The sequence below is a fragment of the Nonomuraea sp. NPDC049421 genome, from assembly GCF_040677005.1.
GTDB classification, from domain to species: Bacteria; Actinomycetota; Actinomycetes; order Streptosporangiales; family Streptosporangiaceae; genus Nonomuraea; species Nonomuraea salmonea.
Genome location: NZ_JBFAQA010000002.1, coordinates 293,385 through 310,545, shown reverse-complemented (window position 1 = coordinate 310,545; position 17,161 = coordinate 293,385). Strand labels below are relative to the sequence as shown.

Genomic DNA, 17,161 nt, shown 5'->3' with positions numbered 1-17,161 from the left:
GCGCCCTTCCCCTCTCGCGGGCCACCGGCTCTTCGCCGTCCTGCTGGCCCTGGCCGCCGCGCTGCGGGTGCTGACGATGCTCGGCTACCGCCCCGCCACCCTCTACTGGTACGACTCCTTCACCTACCTCGACATGGCCGTGCACCCGGCCCCGTCGGGCTCGTTCCACCCGATCGGCTACTCGCTGCTGCTGCGGGCCCTGCTGCCGTTCCACAGCGTGGAGCTGGTCGTGGCCGTGCAGCACGCGATGGGCCTGGCCACCGGCCTGATCCTCTACTCCGTGCTGCGCCGCAGGTCGGTGCCCGGCCGGGTGGCGGCGGTCGCGACGGTGCCGCTGCTGTTCGACGCCTCGTTCCTGCGGCTGGAGACGGGGATCCTGTCCGACACGCAGTTCATCCTGCTCGTCGTGGCCGGCCTGGCCGTGCTCATGTGGTCACCGCAGCTGTCGGTACGGGCGGCGACCGGCGCGGGCCTGCTGTTCGCCGCGGCGGCGCTGACCAGGACGATCGCGCTGCCGCTGCTGCTGCTCGTCGTGCTGGTGCTGGCGGTGCGGCGGGTGGGGTGGCGGCCGGTGGGCGCGCTGGCGCTGGCGGGTGCGCTGCCCCTGGCCGTCTACGCCGGCTGGTACGCCCAGCACCACGGCCGGTTCGCGATCAGCGGCGCGGACGGTGTCGCCCTGTGGGCCCGCACCATGACGTTCGCCGACTGCGCCCCGCATCCAGCCGCCGCCCGGCCTCGCCCGCCTGTGCCCGAACGGCACGAAGGTGGACGCGGCCTCCGAGTACGTCTGGGCACCAGGGGCCTCGCTCAACCTGCTGCCCGGCGACCGGTTCGCGCACAACGACCTGGCCCGCGCGTTCGCCGTGCGGGCGATCCTGGCCCAGCCGCTGGACTACCTGGGGAACGTCGCCCGCGACACCGCCATCGCCTTCTCCTGGACGCCGATCCCCCACCCGGACCGGACGACGCCCGCCTTCGGCTTCGCCAAGGGCCGATCGGAGTTGCCCGCCCAGCCGCTGATCGACAAGGTCAAGCGAGAGTACGACCCGGACATCCGGGGCCTGACGTCGATCTCGCCGTACGCGGACGTCCTCATCGCCTACCAGTACGTCGCCTACCTGCGCGGCCCCTTCCTGGCCGCGATCCTGCTGCTGGGAGCGCTGGCCGCGATCCGGCGGCCGGGCGCGGCGCTGCTGCCGTGGGCCGTGTCCCTCGGCCTGCTGATCGGCCCGGTCGCGGTTCTGGACTTCGACCACCGGTACGTGCTGCCCGTCATCCCCGTCGCCTGCCTGGCCGCCGCCCTCACCTGGTCGAGACCGGTGCAAGCCTGAAGTAGGCGTTGGCCCGGGGCTGGAACATCAACGTCAGCGCCCCGGCCACGGCCAGCACGTGCAGAACACGGCTCGCGGCGAAGACCCAGCCCACCGCGTCCAGACCGGCCACGGCTTCGACGATCGAGCCGCCCGCAAGCAGGTACTCGATCGGCTCCTTGACCAGCGAGATCGTGCCGAACACGCCGAGGGTGACGGTGAGGGTCCAGCGCGCCCAGTTCGCGCCGCGCCGCAACCGCAGTGCCAGGAACGCCGCCCCCGCGAACACGGCCACCCGGAACCCCATGCCCGGCAGCAGGTCGGTCACCTGGACGCCGTCGTACAGCATCGTGACGGCCATGAGCGCGGCCTCGAAAGCGCCGCACGCCACGGCCGCCAGCCACAGCGTGGCGGCGGTGCGGAGGACGGGCGGAGGGGTGGCGGGTTCGGCGGGGGTGGCGCGGGGTTCGGTGACGGTCATGGCGGCCTCCTCAGGTGCGTGTGATAGCTCCTGAAGTCTTCACGAGGCGACCGGCCCTGATCATGCCCGCGGTCCCCCGACTTGCGGTAGGGAACGCCCTACCTTTGACGGGTGCCGGCGGTGAGGAGTCCGCCCCAGGCCGGTGCCTCAGGTGGTCGCCCAGGGGCCGAGGGCGAAGGCGGAGCCGTTGCGCTGGACCTCCAGGGCGCCCGAGCCGCCGAAGTGGGCGGGGATGAGGAGTTCGCGTTCGTCGGCGGCGCGGGCGAGGATCCGGTGGCGGCTGGCCTCGGCCTGTGCGGGGTTCAGGCACGCGTTGCTGTTGAGGCAGGGGTCGAGGATCTGGACCGGGCTGTGCAGCAGGTCGCCGGCGAAGACCGCGCGCTCGCCGCCCGAGGCCAGCCGCAGCACCGACGAGCCGGGGGTGTGGCCGGGCGCGGACTCCAGGGTGAGGTGGTCGTCGATGCGGTGGTGCCCGTCCCACAGCACGGCCTGCCCTGCCCGGTGGATGGGCGCGACGCTGTCCTCGTAGAGCAGGCGGTCCGCTTCCTGTACGCCGCCGCCGTACGCGTTGGCCGGCCCGTAGTGGAAGTCGTCGGCGGCCGGGATGAGGTACTGGGCGTTGGGAAAGGCCGGCGCCCACTCCCCGTCCGCGTCCACGGTGTTCCAGCCGACGTGATCGAGGTGCAGGTGGGTGTTGACCACGACGTCCACGTCCTGCGGCCGGACGCCGGCCCGCTCCAGGAGGGCGAGGAACTCGCTCCTGGCCCGGTGGAACAGTCCCATGCCGGGCCGCTCGCGGTCGTGCCCCACGCCGGTGTCGACCAGTACGGTACGCCCGCCGCTGCGCAGCACCCAGCTCTGCAGGGCGCTCACCATGCGGCCGGTGCCGGGCTCCCAGTGGTCGGGCGCCAGCCAGTCCGCGTTGGCCTTCCACACCTCGTCGTCGGCGTTAGCGAAGAACTCTGAGGTGGGCAGGAAGGGTGCGTGCCACTCGAGGACCCGGATGACCTCGACGTCGCCCAGGATGATGCGCTGTGGGTTCTCGTTCGTCATGGTCAATGACCCTAGGAAGCGGCGAGTGATCCGCTCAATGCCCGTTCGGCTCAAGAAAATACGAATGCGTATCACTCGAGATATCGTGGATGGATGGACGTGGTCAGTGACGCGATCTCCGCCGTTCATCTCGGGCACCCGCGGTTCGATCGGGTGGGGTTGGACGGGAGCTGGTGCGCGCGGCTGGACCCGTACGACGGCGCGGGCTTCCACGTCGTCCTCAAGGGCGGCTGCTGGCTCCGCACCGACGGCGGCACCGCCGTATCCCTCAATGTGGGCGACGCGGTGCTGCTTCCCCACGGGACCGGCCACGTGATCGCCGACTCCCCCGGCGACCCGGAGAAGGCGATGTCGTTCGAGCGGTGGCTCGCCACGGCGGAGCCGCGCCGGCACGGCGCGACGGAGCTGCTCTGCGGCAAGTACCGGCTCGACTGCAGCCGCATGCACCCGCTGATGACCGAGCTGCCCGAGGTCGTCCACCTGCCCAGCCGCGTGGGCACCCACCTGGAGCTGCGCGCCGCGATCGACCTGCTCGCCGGCGAGCTGGACGAGGTGCGGCCCGGCTCCTCCATCGCGCTGCCGAACCTGCTCGACCTGCTCCTCGTCTACATGATCCGGGCCTGGATGACCCAGACCGCCGGCGGCGCCTGGCCCAGCGCATTGGGCGACCCGGTGACGGCCGCCGCGCTGCGGGCGATGCACTCGCGGCCGGCCGCGCCGTGGACCATCGACCGCCTGGCCGCCGAGGCGGGCGTCTCCCGTCCCACGCTGGCGCGCCGGTTCACCGCCCTGGTCGGGCGGCCGCCGATGGCGTACCTCACCTGGTGGCGGGTGATCAGGGCCGCCTCGCTGCTGCGCGACACCAAGGACACGCTGGCGGCCATCGCCGAGCGCGTCGGCTACAGCAGCCCGTACGCACTCTCGCACGCCTTCGAGCGGGAGTTCGGCACCACGCCGGGGCGGTATCGGGAGATCGTGCGGTCGGGTGCCTTCCCGGCGCCTACTGCGGCGTCCGGCCGCCGACCGGTCGATCGGAGAGCGTGATCTCGACCGTGACGCGCGGGTTGTCCGGCTGCGGGAGCCGCAGGTCACGCTTGAACGCCTCGGCGTCGTCCGGCCGCTCCTTCGGCTGAACGGTGACCTTGACCTGGCCGGTCTCCTCATCGGCGTGGACCGTCATCGTGGCCACCTCGGGACGGCCTTGCAGCCGGGAGGAGATCGCCTCCCGGGCGCGCTGAAGGTCCGCGTCCGAGAAGCCCTTCCCGCCGATCAGCGTGACCTCCAGGGGCAGGGTCCTGGCCAGCTCGATCGCGCGCGCCGGGACGGGGCCCTTGAAGCCGACGCGCAGCCCCCGCTGGTCATCGACGTACGCGATCCCGGAGATCTCGTCGGGGAACTCCGCGCGCAGCTTGGCGAGCACCTCGCCGTTGGACGACTGCGAGCCGTAGCGGTCGATCGCCTCCTCGTAGGAGATGCCCATCGACCGGGCGGCGCTCGCGAGGTCGACCAGTTCGGCGTAGGGGATGCCGTCGATCGTCACGTCCGGCTCGGTCACCGCGGGGTCGTACCCCTCGAAGTCGGTCGGCCTGGGCGATGAGGTGGCGGCCAGCCGGTCCGCGTACCGCTTGACGACCTCCTCCAGCGGCCGGCCCGAGGCCGCCGCCTCGCGCTTGAGCCGCTCCAGCGTTGGCCGCTCCGCGCGGGGCTGCTCGGCCCGCGGCAACACGATGGTCTCCGTCGCGGAGATCACATCGGCCCCCGTCTGACCGCAGGCACATAGCGACGCGAGCACCACGATGACCGGCAAGCGCGACATTCTCCTGCCAAGAAGACGCGCCGGCGGGCGGAAAGGTTCAACTGCTTTTCTCACCACTTCGCTCACGGAAAGTGAAGAAGTCGAGGTAAAAGCCATCGCGCCCTTCTCGGACTTTCCCGTGAAGGATGCCGGGCGTAAAAAATCATCAGGCCCCGGCGCTTTGTTCGGGATTCCTGGGTATGGAGTTGTCTCACCACCCAGGAAAGGAGGTTCAGGCAGCTCGGGCGCGGCTTTTCCGAAGGCCTTCCCTCGCTGGGAGCATGCGCTCATAAACCCTGCTCAGGCAGGCGATGAAACGTCCGCAAAATCCTGCATCAGAATTCCGGAGAAAAAGGCATGACGCAAACCGTGCATCGCCCGTACAATGGCCGGACCGCGCAGACGAAAGAAGCCATCCGGCAGGTTTACGAATTCATCTCCACCGAGTACGACGACCGCATTCCCGGCCTCACTCCGGCCGACCGCCGATTCATCGACACCGAGCTCGACTTCATTCTCGGCCGGGTCGGTCCCGAGGACTCCGTGCTCGACCTCGGCTGCGGCACCGGCCGGCTCACCATCCCCCTCGCGGGGCTGGCCAAGGAGGTCATCGGGCTCGACCTCTGTGACGGGATGCTGGCCGTCGCGCGGCGCAAGGCGGCGGAGGAAGGGGCCGACATCCGGTTCGACCAGGGCGACATGTGCGACCTGCCGTACCCGGACGACAGCTTCGACGTCGTCACCAGCACGCTGGCGCTCATGCACATCCCCCTGGAGGCGCGGGGGACCGCGTTCGCCGAGATCGCCCGGGTGCTGCGGCCCGGCGGACGCCTCCTGACCGGGGTGAAGAACGCCGCGTTCGAGCAGCTCACCCGGGCGGACCGGTTCGCGACGGTGGACATCACCGATGTCGACAACAAGACCCTGGTGTTCACCGGCACCCGCGACGGCGAGCAGCGGGAGGCCCCCTGGTTCAGCTTCACCCCCGACGAGCTGGAGGAGCTGTTCTCCGACGCCGGCCTGCGGCCCGCGCGGCTGCGCGGCAACTGCGTGGTCGCGGCGTGGATGGCCGACCAGATCCTCGCCGACCCCGGCATCTACTCGATCGTCGAGCGGCTGGAGACGGCGCTGAACGAGACGCCGCCGTTCAGCCGGTTCGGCTACTACATCCTGGCCGAAGCGGTGAAGCCCGCCTGACGGGCCGACGGCCGGGAGAGACCGGGAGGACGGTGCCCGTCCTCCCGGTTCTCGCGTGCTCAGGCGGAGGTGGACTCGCGCACCGGCGGCCCTGAGTCGTGCAGGAACGGCGCGCGCAGCCAGGGGAAGGCCGCCGCGCCCAGCGCCGACGCGGCCAGCGCCACCACCGCGAGCAGCGCGAAGCTGCCGCCGCCGAACACCTGGTACGCGGCCGTCGCGACGAGCGGACCCGCGACCCAGCCGAGGTCGGAGATCAGCCCGAACCAGCCGAACGCCCATCCCTGACGTCCCTCCCCGAGCCGTCCGATGACCGCCCGCATGTTGACGTAGACCAGTGGCTGCACCGCCATGAGCCCGATGAAGGCCGCGGTGAACACCCCGTACGCGCCGGTCAGCCAGGCCACCGCCAGGGCCGCCGCCTGCACGGCGAAGACCGCCGCCGCCAGGGGGAAGCGGCGCGACAGGTGCATGACCCGGCCGCCCACCCAGGAGAAGGCGGCGAAGACGGCCAGCCCGGCGAAGAAGCTGAGCGAGACCGCCCGCTCCCCCGCCCCGAGCGGCCCGGTGCCGTGCAGCGGGAACAGCGGCTCCAGCGCCGCGTACACCGCGTTGTTGGCCAGATCGAGCAGGCCGAGCACGACGACGAGCGGGATCAGCGGCAGCCGGGAGAGCCGCTCGGTGGGCGCGCGCGACGGATCGCCGCCCGCCTGGCGCTGTTCGGGCCGTCCGGTACGGCGGAACGCCAGCGCCACCAGCGCGGTGGCCAGCACCGTCAGCACCGCGCCGCCCGCGAACGCGGACCGGAAGTCGATCACCCCGGACAGCGCCGCGATGAGGCCGGGCCCCACGGTCATGCCGGCCACCGCCGCCGTCCCGAACCAGCCCAGCGTGCGGTCGGAGCCGTGCCCCGACTCGGTGCCGAGCTGCGCGGTGAGCCGGTAGAGGGCCGGCATGGCCAGCCCTTCCCCGATCCCCCACACGAACCGGCAGGCCACCACCTGGCCGGAGGTGGTGGCCAGGGCCAGCGCCCCGGTGGCCGCGGCGGTGACGGCCAGGCCGGCGATCGCGATGGTCCTCCCGCCGATCCGGTCCACGAGCCAGCCGCCGAGCGGCTGGCAGAGCGCCTTGGTCGCGGCGAACCCGGCGAAGGCCACGCCGATGAGCACCGCGCTCATCTGGAAGACCGTGTTGAGCGTCGGGACGAACGGGATCAGGACGGTGTACGCCACGTTCGCCACGCCGACGGCGCCGAGCAGCGCGACCAGCCGTAACCGCACGCCGGCCCGGCCGCTCATCCGGGTCTGCCCAGGAAGTCGCTGATGCGGCGGTGCATCTCGGCCAACCGTCCGGCGTAGGCGGCCCTGCGGGCGAGCAGGTAGACCGGGCTCCACAGATCGACCGGGTGGAAGCCGAGGCGCTGCTTGAACTCCAGGTTGCCGCGCCCGAAGTCCACCCACCGGCAGCCGCGCTCGGCGGCCGCCGCAATCGCCTCATAAATCAGGAAATAGTACGGGAAATGGGTCTTGAGCAGCGCGTAGTCGATCCCGGCCGCCCACAGCACCAGGCAGCCGTCCCACTCGAAGGAGAGCAGCCCGGCGGCCGGCCGCCCGTCGAGGTCGGCGCTGAGCAGCCGGGTGCCCGGCACCTCCAGCAGCGCCCGCAGCGCCGCCTCGCTGTAGAGCGGCGGGGTGCCGTGCCGCTCGGCGGACTGGCGGGTAAGCCGGGCGAACGCGGCCAGCACGTGGCCGGCCTCGGCGAGGTTCCTGTCGTGGTAGGTCAGCCCGGCCCGCGCACCGCGCCGGTGGTAGCGTCGCAACCGGCCCCGGTGCGAGGTGGCCAGCCCGTCGAGGTAACCGCCCATGCCGCCCATGCCGCCCGTGCCGTTCGTGCCGCCCGTGCCGCCCGTGCCGTCCGCGCCGTCCGCCAGGCGGACGCGGCACGTGGCGTCGAGCCGGACGAGCGCGTCGGGCCGTGGCAGGGACTCCAGTGCCGGGCCGGGCTCCAGGTTGGTGACGACCAGCGCCTCCGCGCCCCACTCCCCGGCGATCTCCAAGGCTCGTGCCACCGTCCCCGACGCGTCGGGCACCTGGTTGAGGGGGTTGGCGACGGCGTACACGGTGGACAGGTACGCCACCGGGCCCTCCCACACGGGCGGCAGGTCCGCGTCGCCCTCGTACCCGCGCCACAGGGGCGAGTCCGTGACGAGCTGCAGCGTGACCGGCACGTCCCCGGCCCGCAGCCGGACATGGGCGACGGTCGCCTCCATCCCGCCGGCCAGCCAGGCGTCCTGCCAGCGCCCGGTGGCGAAGATCCGGCCGCAGTCGGTGCCGGGGTCCGCGATCGTGGTCACGACGGTCTCCCTTCCTGCAACGGGCAGCGGTCCACGAGCGGGACATTGGCGTCCGGCAGCACGTACTGCTTCCACTCCCGCATCTCCGTGTCGCCATAGGCCAGCTCGACCAGCTGGGGATGCGGCGGCAGGTCGTCCCAGCGGCCCACCCGCTCGTAGATGCGCTGCCGGATGCGCTCCCCGCCCGGGTCATCGCGGTTGGTGCCGAAGAACACCCTTCTGGGCTGGAAGCACATGAGGAAGTGGTCCCCCATGCGCCGGCTGTGCCGCTGCCGGTAGGCGGGGATGCAGGGGAAGACGAACATGGGGTCGCCGGCGAAGCAGAACTCCCACTCCGGATGGTCGGGGTCGCTGGGGATGTGCGCGGGCCACGGCTCCGGGTCCTGCTCGCGCAGCCGGCGCAGGATCTCCCAGAAGCGCCGCTCGTGGGCGGCGAAGTCGCGCTCGCCGTCGTCGGGGAAGAAGGCGATGAGCAGGTGGCGGCGGCGCGGGTGCGCGCGGGAGAGCGCGATGAAGTCGGTCAGGGTCGGGGGCAGCACGCCGAGGTCCTGCTCGCCGGCCACCCAGGTGTAGCGGATGTGGCCCTGGGCCTCGGCGGTGGTGCCGAAGGTGCAGGGGAAGTCCGGGTCGCTGATCACGGCCCGGTAGTCCTCGTACGCCTCCCTCACCCAGCCCTGGCAGGCGCCACCCGTCAGGTCCTCTCTGGTGAGCAGGCGGGATGTTCTGGCCATGGGGGCTCCTCCAGATGCGCCGCGATGCACATTGTTTGCGTGCGTCAAGCACATATACCGCGCAGGGAGGCGCCCTAACATGAGGCCGCTCAGCGGAAGAGGTCGCGCTGGTCGTGGGCCCACTGGCGGAAGGTGCGGGGCGGCCGGCCGGTGAGGTCCTCGACGGTGGAGGTGACCAGGGTCGAGGGCGAGCGGACCTCGGCCGCCGCCAGGAGGGCGTTCACCAGGGCGTAAGACAATAAATCGACACTGAATACGCTTTGACCCTGAAATCCGACATGGCCGATCAGCTCGACCGGCGGCTGATCCACGCGCTCCAGCTCGACGCGCGCGCCCCCGTCGCCGCCCTGCCCGCCATCACCCACGTGGAGACGACCCCGGTTGCCGAGGCCCGCGAACGGCTCGGCCGGCTCCCGCGCTGACGGGCGATTCCCCGTGTCGTTAGACTCGCACGGTGAGCCTGGAGCGAGCGGTCAACCTGTACGGCGCCTCCGCGCTGGTGGCCGAGGACGCCGTCCGCCGCGCCTGGCAGAGCGCGTTGCCCGGTAAGTCCGAGTCGCTGACCGCTGGGCTGGTCGCGCTGGCCACGTTCGGAGACCTGTTCGTCGACGAGCTGAGCAGGGCGTTGTTCCTCACCCACTCGGGCACCACCCGGCTGGTCAACCGCCTGGAGGAGTCGGGCTGGGCGACGCGCCGCGCGGGCGACGACGACGCCGACCGGCGCCGCGTCCTCGTCTCGCTCACGCCGGAGGGCCGGAAGGTGGTCGGCGACGTGCTGGCCGTCCGGCAGGAGGCGCTCACCGCACTGCTCGCCCCACTCAGCGAGACCCAGCGCGAGCAGCTGTCCGGCATCCTGGAGACGATCCTGCGCAGCCACGGCAGCAACGGGCGCAGCCTGCACACCACGTGCCGGCGGTGCGACCACCAGGTGTGCGTGCCGTGCCCGACGCTCGAGGCTCACCGGGCGGCCACCGCCACGGAGGCCTGACGCGCTCAGGCCGCGACCATCGGGGTGGTCTGCGCCAGCGCGATCCGCCAGTCGCCGTCCTCCTTGACCAGCGCGAACGTCAGCGCCCCCTTACGCCCGTCGTTGACGTGCTTGACCAGGTGGGCCAGCGCCACGTCGGGTCGCAGGAACGTCACGCCGAGCAGCTCGTTCGTGGTCAGCACGTCCTTCAGCGGCGTGTTCAGCGCCTTGGACATGACCTCCTTGACCTGGTCACGCCCGCGCAGCCGGACGCCGGTGAAGTTGACCAGCGCCACCTCCTCTGTCAGCAGCCCCGTGAACCCGGCCACGTCGCTCTGCAGCTCCTCGGCGTCGCGGACGACCCGCTCGATGGCCTCGATGTCGGCGTTCATGATGCTCCTCCTCAAATAGCGGAGCGATTCGCTCCGCTCAGCACGTTACTGCGGAGCGAATCACTCCGCAACTGCTAGGATCCGTGACGATGAGCACGCGAAAAGACCGCGCGGAACGCAACGACCGCGCCTTGCTGCAGGCCGCCCGCGACGTGCTGGCGGAGGACGGCGCCCACGCGTCCGTGGCCGCCATCGCGGCCAGGGCGGGCGTCGGCGTCGGCAGCCTCTACCGCCGCTACCAGACGAAGGAGGAGCTGTTCCAGCGGCTCAGCCTGCTCTCCCTCGACCACTGGAACGAGGCCGCCGAGCAGGGCCTGGCCGGTCCCGACCCGTGGGCGGGTCTGGCGGGGTTCGTCCGCGCCTGCATCGAGTTCGGGCAGGGCTCGCTCGCGCCCGTCGCCGGCACCATCCAGGTGACCGAGGAGATGAGCGCGAAGTCCCGTCGCGGCGACGAGCTGCTCGACGAGCTGGTACGCCGCGCGCACGCGTCCGGCGACCTGCGCGCCGACGTGACCGCGATCGACATCTCCCTGCTCATCGAGCAGCTCGGCCGCTCCCCCGTGGTCGACCAGCTTCGTAAGCAGGGCAGGGACGACCTGCTGCCCGCCGCCGCCGAGGCCCGGCGGCGGCTGATCGCGATCGCGCTCGACGGCCTGCGGCCAGGGCACGACCCGCTGCCCGGGTCACCTCCGGGCGATGAGCTGTTCACCGGCCGCTGGTCGGTGCAGGAGTAGCCAGGAGGCGGGCGCGAGCGCGAGCCCTGACATGGCCGGCGCGGCCGGGACGAGCCTGCCCGCGTCGAGCAGCGGTGTCACCAGCGCGACGCCGAGGGGCGGCGTGGCGTGCATGAGCGTACGCGGCCAGGCGAACCCGCGCCCCCGCCACTCGGCGGGGATGCGGGCCACACGCTGTCGGCGGCGAGCACGTGCCGCTTGTCGAACCGGTCGAGGACCGGCCACCAGGCCGCCGACGAAGACGGGCAGGGTGCTCTACCCGAGCGCGCGGCCGCCGTGATCAGGATGCGTGCCCTGCACGATCCGGACGCCGTCCTCCCGGGTGTCTCGGGCGCGGACCGGTGGCGTCCGTGGCGCTCGTACGCGATGCAGCACCTAGAGGGTGCGCAGGTCGTCGAAGGTCTGGACGAGGTGCGCGTCCAGGCTTTGTGACGGGTCGTCGATCCAGGCCTGGAGCGCCTCGTGAAAGGCGGCCCACCCGGCTCGGGCGGCCAGGACGGCCGGCCGTTCGGGGACGCCGCGCTTCCGCAGCGCCTCCGCCATGGCCTCGGCCATCGACGCGCCCTTGGCGAGGTCGCGCTCGCGCAGCGCCGGCGTCTCGGCGATGATCTGGAGCCGCGGCTCGGCGAAGGGCCGGGTGCTCTCGGGGATGTGCCGGACGTCGCGGAAGGCGTGTTTCAGCACGTCGAGCGGGCCGAGGCCGTCGGGTGCCGCGCCCACCGCCTCGACCACGGCCGTGCGCAGGTCGGCCTCGCCGTCGAAGAGCACCTCGCGCTTGTCGGGGAAGTGGCGGAAGAACGTGCGTTCGTTGACGCCGGCCCTGGCGGCGATCTCGGCGGTGGTCGTCCCGTCGTACCCGCGCTCCAGGTACAGCTCCAGAGCCGCCTCCCGGAGGCGGCGGCGCGCTTCTGCTCCGCTACGTGGCACGCAGGAAGACTACCTCAGATGTCAGCCACTGGCCTAACTTGACGCCAGTCACTGACACTACTTATGGTCAGTCAATGGCGCTAAGAAACGCCAGTCACTGACATCATCGGGAGAGCGTCATGCATGTCTTCGTCACCGGCGGCACCGGCCAGACCGGCCCCGCCGTCGTCGCCGAGCTCGTCGCCGCAGGTCACACCGTGACCGGCCTGGCCCGCTCGGACACCACGGCCGCCCTGCTGAGGTCGCTGGGCGCCGAGCCGGTCCGCGGCTCCCTGGACGACCTCGACGTCCTGCGCGCCGGCGCCGAGGCCGCCGACGGAGTCCTGCACATGGCGTACGGCGGCGACTTCTCCGACCCCGACGCCATGAGGCGGCGCGACGTCACCGCGATCGAGACGCTCGGCCGGCCGCTGGAGCACACCGGCAAGCCGCTCATCATGACCTCGGGCACGCTGGTCATGCCCGAGGGGCGGGAGTTCACCGAGAAGGACGAGCCCGACCCCGACGGGCTCGCCTCCTTCCGCATCGCCGGCGAGCGGGCGTGCCTCGACTTCGCGGCGCGAGGGGTGCGGGCGATCGCCGTGCGGCTCGCTCCCACCGTCCACGGGCCGAAGGATCACGGGTTCATCCCCATGCTGATCGCCACCGCGCGGGAGAAGGGCGTCTCGGCGTACGTGGGCGACGGCGCCAACCGGTGGCCCGCGGTGCACCGGCTCGACGCGGCGGTGCTGTTCCGGCTGGCGCTGGAGCAGGCGCCCGCGGGCAGCGTGCTGCACGGCGTGGCCGAGACCGGCGTCACGTTCAGGGACATCGCCGAGGTCATCGGCCGCCGCCTGGGCGTCCCGGCGGTCTCGCTCACCCCGGAGGAGGCCGCCACCCACTACGTCAGCCCGTTCATGGCCAAGGTGTACGCCTTCGACGGCCCCGCCTCAGGCCGCCACACCCAGGAACTGCTCGGCTGGTCCCCCGTCCACCCGGCCCTGCTCGACGACCTGGAGCACGGCGACTACCTGGCCCCCGCCGCAGCGGCGTGACCGCCGCCGGACGGGTCCTGGCGCGAGGCAGCGGACGGGTTCCGAGGTGGTGCGGGACCGTGCGGTGACGATGCGGCGCAGCGTCTCGGCGGAGGTCCTGCCGAGCAGGTCCACCAGGGGGTCGTCGCGGACGGAGGAGCCGGATCACGACGCCATCGGTACGGCTGGCCCTACCCCTAGGGGAAGGGCTGGCCGTCCTGCGGTTGGGGGGTCGCCCGGGTGGGGCGGAACCACCCCGGTTCCTACCGTTGGGGATGTTCCTTCCCCCCCTGCGGCTCCCGCTTCGAAAAGGCAGGCCGATGCCCGAGGTACTCGAACCCGTCCGTCCCGCGGTACGGCGCCTGCACCGCCCGCTCCTGATGATGGTCGCCTCCATGACGCTGCTGCTGGTCGTCTCGGCCGTCGGCATGGTGGCCGACGACCGCGTCCTGCTCGGCGCGTCCGTCTGGGCGAAGCCCCTCAAGTTCGCCGTGTCGTTCATCGTGTACGGCCTCACCCTGGCCTGGATGCTGAGCCTGCCGCACAAGGCGGGCCGCTGGACCTGGTGGATGGCGACGCTGCTGGCCGTCACCGGCATGGTGGACGTCGGCGTCGTCGTGGTGCAGGCGGCGCGCGGCACGTTCAGCCATTTCAACCAGGCGGACGACCCGTTCACCGACGGCATCATGCTGATCTTCGGCATCGGCGTGCAACTGCTCATGCTCGCGAACTTCGTCCTCGCCGGGCTGCTGATCTTCCAGCGGGTCGGCGACCGGGTGCTCGCCTGGGCGATCCGCGCGGGCCTGGCCTTCGTGATCGCCGGGATCGGCCTCGGGTTCTGGATCCCGGCGAGGTCCGCCGAGGTGTGGACGGCCATCGACGCGGCCGGCCACGCGATTCCGCTGGCCTCCCAGCACAACGTGGGCGTCCCGGACGGCGGTCCCGGGCTGCCGCTCACCGGCTGGAGCACGGTCGGCGGCGACCTGCGCATCCCGCACTTCGTCGGCCTGCACGGGCTGCAGGTCATGCTGGTCGTGGCGCTGGTGCTCGGGCGGCCGGCCGGCCGGGTCGCCCGGCTGCGTGCCGAGCGGACCCGGGTGGGCCTGACGCTCGTGGCCGCCGCGGCGTACGCGGGGCTGATCGTCCTGGTGACGTGGCAGGCCGTACGCGGTCAGCCGCTGATCCACCCCGACGGTCAGACGCTGGGCGCGCTGGCCCTGCTCGTGGCCGCCACGGCGGCGGCCGGCTGGGCGGTCGTCGCGGCGGGCGGCCGCCGCCTCAGTTGAGCCAGCTCGCCACCTGCGAGGCGACCGAGGAGTGCCAGCCGAGCGTCAGGTGGTTGGCGGTGGCGACGAGCGCGGTGCCGGCCACGTTGGCAATGCCGGTCCTGGACAGCGCGCTGGTGGTGAACACGACGCCGTCGCTGGGCCCGCGGTTCTCGTTGTAGATGCCGACGACCGTGGGCGACCCGCCGGCCAGCAGGTACGTCGCCACCGACGACGGCACCCCCGCCTGCCGGATCCGCGAGATCAGCGACCCGGCGTCGATCGCCGCCTGGATGCCCGGCCCCGCGGTGAAGAAGCCCTGGCCGCCGTAGTAGGTGGTGTACCAGTCCTGCTGGGTCTGGTCGATCCCGTACGTGCCGTCGAAGCGGGCCAGCATCTGCCGCTGTCCCGGGTAGGCGTCGTACCCGCCGGCCGGCACGAAGGAGAACTCGGGACGGTAGGCGTAGACGCCGTAGCAGGTCATGTGGGTGTGCGGCGCGGGCGAGTTGACCTGGCCGCCGCACTCGGGCCAGATCGACAGGTCGTGCGCCCAGCCGTGCGCGAACGGGTAGTCGTAGCCGGCGTTGGGGCCGCCGATGGTGACGAGCCTGCGGACGTCGCCGGCGTACGAGCGGCCCCAGCTCGGCTTGACGGACGAGACGTACATGCGCGTGGACATCATGCCCTTGCTCCACCCCACCAGGTCCACGGACGGGACGCCGAGCCTGTCCTTGATGACCGCGATGGCGTCGCCGACCTGCTGGGCCTGTATGAAGTTGTCGCCCTCCTTGTGGGCGAACCCGATCGCGAACACCCGGTGACCGGCGTCGACCAGGCGCTGCATCAGCCCGGTACGCGGACAGGTGACGGCCCCGCAGCCGAAGCCGCCCGACTCGCCGGGGTTGGCCCAGGCCCTGTCGGGGTTGTCGTTGGCACCGTGCACCAGCAGCACCGGCGCGCTCTTCGGGTTGGTGTTCCAGCCGGGCGCGTAGTAGAGCAGGAACCGGCCGGAGAAGGGCCGCTTGACGCCGCCGAAGAAGGTCAGCCGCTGGCCGTCCTGGTCGCCGCGGCCGTCCGGCGGGTAGCTCTCCTGGGTGAAGCCGGAGGTGGTGTCGAGGTAGCGCTCCACCCTCGACCAGCCGTTCGCGACGCTGGTGTAGGTGGCCTCCAGGGTCAGGTACGACGGGGTCGCCGCCTGGGCGGGCACCGGCACCAGCAGCGCGGCGAGCAGCACCGCGACCGTCCAGAGGTAACGCATCGAATCTCCTGTCCGCAGGGCACCGGCGACGCCCGCCATCGTCGCCGGATCCCGGCGGCCGATCCAGCGCCGCCCGCCACACTTTCGCCGCGCCGCACGTGTGCGCCCGGCACACCGGACTCAGAACCGGTAGCGCAGCACCCTGACGCCTTGCCGCGACAGCGCGGTGCTGCGGGCGGTGAGCCGGGTGAGCGCCCGCAGGGGCTGCGGGAAGCCTGCCGTCTCCGGGGCGCGGGTGAGGATCTGCTCCTCCTCCAGTGCGAGGCCGGCGCCCCAGGACTCCGGCTCGCGCGGGTCGTCGAAGCCCTGGGCGGCGCGGATGCCGAGCGCTCTGATCGTCGGGTGGTACTTCATCGCCCAGGCCGCGAAGCGGGTGTAGCCGTTGAGCGCGAGCTCTCCCGAGGGCAGATGGCGGGTCAGCGCGCGGGTCATGGCCTGGAAGGTGTCGCCGGGCATGAAGGGCAGCAGCCCCTCGGCGACGATCATCGCGGGCCGGTCGGCGGGGATCTCCTGCAGCCAGTCGGAGCCGGTGAGGTCGGCTCCGACGAGGTGGGAGCGGCCGGGCAGGCAGGCGTCGCGCAGCTTCACCACCTCGGGGAAGTCGACGTCGTACCAGTCGACGCCGGGCGGCGGGTCGCAGCGGTGCACTCGCGGGTCGAGCCCGCAGCCCAGGTCGAGCACCACGCAGCCGGGATGGGCGGCGACGTACGCGCGGACCGCGTCGTCGAGCCTCTTGGTGCGCAGGGCCGTGGCGACGACCAGGTTGGGCTTGATCTTCAGCTTGGCGAAGTCGTAGTCGATGCCGGCGGCCAGCTCGGCCGACAGCGTGTCGCCCAGGATGGGGGCGGGCCGCCCGGCGTCCAGGGCCTTGGCATGAAGGGTGAGCAGCAGCGTTTCCTGGATCAGCCCGAGTCGGGGATGCATGGTGGTTCCTCAGCGGCGTAGGGGATGACGGGTGGCGAGGTCCTGCAGCCAGGTCAGCGAGTCGTGAGCGGCCTTGATCCGCTCGGCGCGCCGCTCGTCGCCGCCCGCGATGGCGAGCCCCTCGTCGGCGATCTCGCCGAACGCGCTCAGGCTCTCCAGCTTGCGCTGGATGACCTTCTGCCAGGCGTCGTCCTCGATGCGGTGGTAGGCGGTGCGATCGCCCGGCCTGCGGACCTTCTTGACCAGGCCGATGGCCGTGAGGAAGCGCATGTTGGAGGTGAGCGAGGCCCGGCTGGCCTGGATGACGTCCGCGATCTGACCGGCGGACTGCTCGGCCGGGTCGCAGATCATCAGCCAGCCGAGGATGCGCCCGGTGATGGGCGGCAGCCCCCACTCCTCGACGCAGAACGCCGCCACCCGCTCGACCCAGCGCAGCGTGCGGTCCTGCTCTTCCTCAGTGGTCATCGTCGTTTCCTTCTGTGGTGATCGTGTGCCGGTTCACTGTGCCACGGCGGCCACCGACCCGTACCTGGGAGCCGGGGTGCTGTCCGCGACCCTGGTCCTGCGCGGATACCGGTCGAACCAGTCGACCGCCAGCGCCTCCTCCATGGCGTACTCCTCTTTATTGCTAGTGATTTCAATCATGACTGAAATAACTAGTATTCTCAAGCCGAGAACCGGTTCGCGCGGCATTTGCGATAGAGAGGACGTGAGATCGTTTCCCTTCCGGCGGCGCGCGGCCCCCGGCGTCACCGCCGACAGCG

General features: G+C 71.9%; 25 protein-coding genes. 9 read left to right on the top strand and 16 right to left on the bottom strand.

What is annotated here, in order from left to right:
* Positions 1–273 precede the first annotated feature (273 nt).
* Together AB0K18_RS05155 and AB0K18_RS05150 are read right to left on the bottom strand one after the other, a co-directional pair.
* Complete coding sequence (locus tag AB0K18_RS05155) at positions 274–429, bottom strand: hypothetical protein (protein WP_364910050.1); 156 nt, start codon at positions 427–429, stop codon at positions 274–276.
* Positions 430–433: 4 nt separating this feature from the next.
* Positions 434–718 carry a hypothetical protein gene (locus tag AB0K18_RS05150; protein WP_364910048.1) on the bottom strand — a complete coding sequence of 95 codons (285 nt, stop codon included), beginning with the start codon at positions 716–718 and terminating at the stop codon, positions 434–436.
* Between the two features lie 46 nt (positions 719–764).
* Here AB0K18_RS05150 and AB0K18_RS05145 point away from each other — a divergent pair, with 46 nt between their 5' ends.
* Positions 765–1,331 (top strand): hypothetical protein, encoded by a 567-nt coding sequence (locus AB0K18_RS05145; RefSeq protein ID WP_364910045.1) that lies wholly within the window; start codon positions 765–767, stop codon positions 1,329–1,331.
* Here AB0K18_RS05145 and AB0K18_RS05140 read toward each other — a convergent pair.
* Entirely contained in the window at positions 1,303–1,791 is a 489-nt protein-coding gene (locus tag AB0K18_RS05140) for a hypothetical protein (RefSeq protein ID WP_364910042.1), read from the bottom strand. The genes AB0K18_RS05145 and AB0K18_RS05140 overlap by 29 nt on opposite strands.
* Positions 1,792–1,938: 147 nt before the next feature.
* Positions 1,939–2,844, bottom strand: coding sequence for an MBL fold metallo-hydrolase (locus AB0K18_RS05135; protein ID WP_364910039.1), 906 nt, complete (start codon positions 2,842–2,844; stop codon positions 1,939–1,941).
* Between the two features lie 93 nt (positions 2,845–2,937).
* Here AB0K18_RS05135 and AB0K18_RS05130 point away from each other — a divergent pair, with 93 nt between their 5' ends.
* A complete protein-coding gene (locus AB0K18_RS05130) occupies positions 2,938–3,888 on the top strand; it encodes an AraC family transcriptional regulator (protein ID WP_364910036.1) in 951 nt (316 codons plus the stop codon).
* On the opposite strand, the gene AB0K18_RS05125 is transcribed toward AB0K18_RS05130, so the two are convergent.
* A complete protein-coding gene (locus tag AB0K18_RS05125) occupies positions 3,845–4,594 on the bottom strand; it encodes a hypothetical protein (RefSeq protein ID WP_364910034.1) in 750 nt (249 codons plus the stop codon). The genes AB0K18_RS05130 and AB0K18_RS05125 overlap by 44 nt on opposite strands.
* Before the next feature lie 46 nt (positions 4,595–4,640).
* On the opposite strand from AB0K18_RS05125, the gene AB0K18_RS05120 reads away from it, so the two are divergent.
* Positions 4,641–5,000 carry a hypothetical protein gene (locus AB0K18_RS05120; RefSeq protein WP_364910032.1) on the top strand — a complete coding sequence of 120 codons (360 nt, stop codon included), beginning with the start codon at positions 4,641–4,643 and terminating at the stop codon, positions 4,998–5,000.
* Positions 4,997–5,836, top strand: coding sequence for a methyltransferase domain-containing protein (locus AB0K18_RS05115; RefSeq protein ID WP_364910030.1), 840 nt, complete (start codon positions 4,997–4,999; stop codon positions 5,834–5,836). The genes AB0K18_RS05120 and AB0K18_RS05115 overlap by 4 nt, the downstream gene beginning before the upstream one ends.
* A gap of 59 nt (positions 5,837–5,895) precedes the next feature.
* Here AB0K18_RS05115 and AB0K18_RS05110 read toward each other — a convergent pair whose 3' ends face one another.
* The 4 genes from AB0K18_RS05110 to AB0K18_RS05095 form a co-directional block, all read right to left on the bottom strand.
* Positions 5,896–7,131, bottom strand: coding sequence for an MFS transporter (locus tag AB0K18_RS05110; RefSeq protein WP_364910027.1), 1,236 nt, complete (start codon positions 7,129–7,131; stop codon positions 5,896–5,898).
* On the bottom strand, positions 7,128–8,186 hold the full coding sequence (locus AB0K18_RS05105) for a GNAT family N-acetyltransferase (RefSeq protein WP_364910024.1): 1,059 nt from the start codon (positions 8,184–8,186) through the stop codon (positions 7,128–7,130). The genes AB0K18_RS05110 and AB0K18_RS05105 overlap by 4 nt, the downstream gene beginning before the upstream one ends.
* Complete coding sequence (locus tag AB0K18_RS05100; RefSeq protein WP_364910021.1) at positions 8,183–8,917, bottom strand: YqcI/YcgG family protein; 735 nt, start codon at positions 8,915–8,917, stop codon at positions 8,183–8,185. The genes AB0K18_RS05105 and AB0K18_RS05100 overlap by 4 nt, the downstream gene beginning before the upstream one ends.
* Before the next feature lie 89 nt (positions 8,918–9,006).
* Positions 9,007–9,156, bottom strand: a complete 150-nt coding sequence (locus tag AB0K18_RS05095; RefSeq protein WP_364910019.1) for a hypothetical protein — start codon at positions 9,154–9,156, stop codon at positions 9,007–9,009.
* A gap of 39 nt (positions 9,157–9,195) precedes the next feature.
* On the opposite strand from AB0K18_RS05095, the gene AB0K18_RS05090 reads away from it, so the two are divergent.
* Both AB0K18_RS05090 and AB0K18_RS05085 read left to right on the top strand, forming a co-directional pair.
* The gene (locus AB0K18_RS05090) at positions 9,196–9,339 is read left to right on the top strand and encodes an AsnC family protein (RefSeq protein ID WP_364910016.1); all 144 of its coding nucleotides are present in this window, start codon (positions 9,196–9,198) and stop codon (positions 9,337–9,339) included.
* A gap of 32 nt (positions 9,340–9,371) precedes the next feature.
* On the top strand, positions 9,372–9,905 hold the full coding sequence (locus tag AB0K18_RS05085) for a MarR family transcriptional regulator (RefSeq protein WP_364910013.1): 534 nt from the start codon (positions 9,372–9,374) through the stop codon (positions 9,903–9,905).
* 5 nt (positions 9,906–9,910) lie between these two features.
* Here the strand turns inward: AB0K18_RS05085 and AB0K18_RS05080 are convergent, their stop codons facing one another.
* Complete coding sequence (locus tag AB0K18_RS05080) at positions 9,911–10,276, bottom strand: SgcJ/EcaC family oxidoreductase (protein ID WP_364910010.1); 366 nt, start codon at positions 10,274–10,276, stop codon at positions 9,911–9,913.
* Between the two features lie 89 nt (positions 10,277–10,365).
* Here AB0K18_RS05080 and AB0K18_RS05075 point away from each other — a divergent pair, with 89 nt between their 5' ends.
* Positions 10,366–11,010 carry a TetR/AcrR family transcriptional regulator gene (locus AB0K18_RS05075; protein ID WP_364910007.1) on the top strand — a complete coding sequence of 215 codons (645 nt, stop codon included), beginning with the start codon at positions 10,366–10,368 and terminating at the stop codon, positions 11,008–11,010.
* On the opposite strand, the gene AB0K18_RS05070 is transcribed toward AB0K18_RS05075, so the two are convergent.
* Positions 10,960–11,181, bottom strand: a complete 222-nt coding sequence (locus AB0K18_RS05070; RefSeq protein WP_364910004.1) for a hypothetical protein — start codon at positions 11,179–11,181, stop codon at positions 10,960–10,962. The genes AB0K18_RS05075 and AB0K18_RS05070 overlap by 51 nt on opposite strands.
* A 204-nt stretch (positions 11,182–11,385) precedes the next feature.
* A complete protein-coding gene (locus tag AB0K18_RS05065) occupies positions 11,386–11,937 on the bottom strand; it encodes a helix-turn-helix domain-containing protein (protein WP_364910001.1) in 552 nt (183 codons plus the stop codon).
* 119 nt (positions 11,938–12,056) lie between these two features.
* On the opposite strand from AB0K18_RS05065, the gene AB0K18_RS05060 reads away from it, so the two are divergent.
* Together AB0K18_RS05060 and AB0K18_RS05055 are read left to right on the top strand one after the other, a co-directional pair.
* On the top strand, positions 12,057–12,971 hold the full coding sequence (locus AB0K18_RS05060; protein WP_364909998.1) for an SDR family oxidoreductase: 915 nt from the start codon (positions 12,057–12,059) through the stop codon (positions 12,969–12,971).
* A gap of 299 nt (positions 12,972–13,270) precedes the next feature.
* Positions 13,271–14,236, top strand: a complete 966-nt coding sequence (locus tag AB0K18_RS05055) for a hypothetical protein (RefSeq protein ID WP_364909995.1) — start codon at positions 13,271–13,273, stop codon at positions 14,234–14,236.
* Here AB0K18_RS05055 and AB0K18_RS05050 read toward each other — a convergent pair.
* From AB0K18_RS05050 to AB0K18_RS05035, 4 genes are all read right to left on the bottom strand, one after another.
* Entirely contained in the window at positions 14,229–15,473 is a 1,245-nt protein-coding gene (locus tag AB0K18_RS05050) for a hypothetical protein (RefSeq protein WP_364909992.1), read from the bottom strand. The genes AB0K18_RS05055 and AB0K18_RS05050 overlap by 8 nt on opposite strands.
* 120 nt (positions 15,474–15,593) lie before the next feature.
* A complete protein-coding gene (locus tag AB0K18_RS05045) occupies positions 15,594–16,397 on the bottom strand; it encodes a class I SAM-dependent methyltransferase (RefSeq protein ID WP_364909989.1) in 804 nt (267 codons plus the stop codon).
* A gap of 9 nt (positions 16,398–16,406) precedes the next feature.
* Positions 16,407–16,862 carry a transcriptional regulator gene (locus tag AB0K18_RS05040; RefSeq protein ID WP_364909986.1) on the bottom strand — a complete coding sequence of 152 codons (456 nt, stop codon included), beginning with the start codon at positions 16,860–16,862 and terminating at the stop codon, positions 16,407–16,409.
* A gap of 33 nt (positions 16,863–16,895) precedes the next feature.
* Entirely contained in the window at positions 16,896–17,042 is a 147-nt protein-coding gene (locus AB0K18_RS05035) for a hypothetical protein (RefSeq protein ID WP_364909983.1), read from the bottom strand.
* Positions 17,043–17,161 lie beyond the last annotated feature (119 nt).

What these genes read in the sequence shown, in the direction of transcription:
- AB0K18_RS05155 (WP_364910050.1), bottom strand. Translation starts at nt 429, where the DNA reads ATGAGCACGGCCAGGCCGGCCACGACGAGCAGGATGAACTGCGTGTCG.
- AB0K18_RS05150 (WP_364910048.1), bottom strand. Translation starts at nt 718, where the DNA reads ATGCGGGGCGCAGTCGGCGAACGTCATGGTGCGGGCCCACAGGGCGAC.
- AB0K18_RS05140 (WP_364910042.1), bottom strand. Translation starts at nt 1,791, where the DNA reads ATGACCGTCACCGAACCCCGCGCCACCCCCGCCGAACCCGCCACCCCT.
- AB0K18_RS05135 (WP_364910039.1), bottom strand. Translation starts at nt 2,844, where the DNA reads ATGACGAACGAGAACCCACAGCGCATCATCCTGGGCGACGTCGAGGTC.
- AB0K18_RS05130 (WP_364910036.1), top strand. Translation starts at nt 2,938, where the DNA reads ATGGACGTGGTCAGTGACGCGATCTCCGCCGTTCATCTCGGGCACCCG.
- AB0K18_RS05120 (WP_364910032.1), top strand. Translation starts at nt 4,641, where the DNA reads ATGACCGGCAAGCGCGACATTCTCCTGCCAAGAAGACGCGCCGGCGGG.
- AB0K18_RS05115 (WP_364910030.1), top strand. Translation starts at nt 4,997, where the DNA reads ATGACGCAAACCGTGCATCGCCCGTACAATGGCCGGACCGCGCAGACG.
- AB0K18_RS05110 (WP_364910027.1), bottom strand. Translation starts at nt 7,131, where the DNA reads ATGAGCGGCCGGGCCGGCGTGCGGTTACGGCTGGTCGCGCTGCTCGGC.
- AB0K18_RS05100 (WP_364910021.1), bottom strand. Translation starts at nt 8,917, where the DNA reads ATGGCCAGAACATCCCGCCTGCTCACCAGAGAGGACCTGACGGGTGGC.
- AB0K18_RS05090 (WP_364910016.1), top strand. Translation starts at nt 9,196, where the DNA reads ATGGCCGATCAGCTCGACCGGCGGCTGATCCACGCGCTCCAGCTCGAC.
- AB0K18_RS05080 (WP_364910010.1), bottom strand. Translation starts at nt 10,276, where the DNA reads ATGAACGCCGACATCGAGGCCATCGAGCGGGTCGTCCGCGACGCCGAG.
- AB0K18_RS05075 (WP_364910007.1), top strand. Translation starts at nt 10,366, where the DNA reads ATGAGCACGCGAAAAGACCGCGCGGAACGCAACGACCGCGCCTTGCTG.
- AB0K18_RS05060 (WP_364909998.1), top strand. Translation starts at nt 12,057, where the DNA reads ATGCATGTCTTCGTCACCGGCGGCACCGGCCAGACCGGCCCCGCCGTC.
- AB0K18_RS05055 (WP_364909995.1), top strand. Translation starts at nt 13,271, where the DNA reads ATGCCCGAGGTACTCGAACCCGTCCGTCCCGCGGTACGGCGCCTGCAC.
- AB0K18_RS05050 (WP_364909992.1), bottom strand. Translation starts at nt 15,473, where the DNA reads ATGCGTTACCTCTGGACGGTCGCGGTGCTGCTCGCCGCGCTGCTGGTG.
- AB0K18_RS05045 (WP_364909989.1), bottom strand. Translation starts at nt 16,397, where the DNA reads ATGCATCCCCGACTCGGGCTGATCCAGGAAACGCTGCTGCTCACCCTT.
- AB0K18_RS05040 (WP_364909986.1), bottom strand. Translation starts at nt 16,862, where the DNA reads ATGACCACTGAGGAAGAGCAGGACCGCACGCTGCGCTGGGTCGAGCGG.
- AB0K18_RS05035 (WP_364909983.1), bottom strand. Translation starts at nt 17,042, where the DNA reads ATGATTGAAATCACTAGCAATAAAGAGGAGTACGCCATGGAGGAGGCG.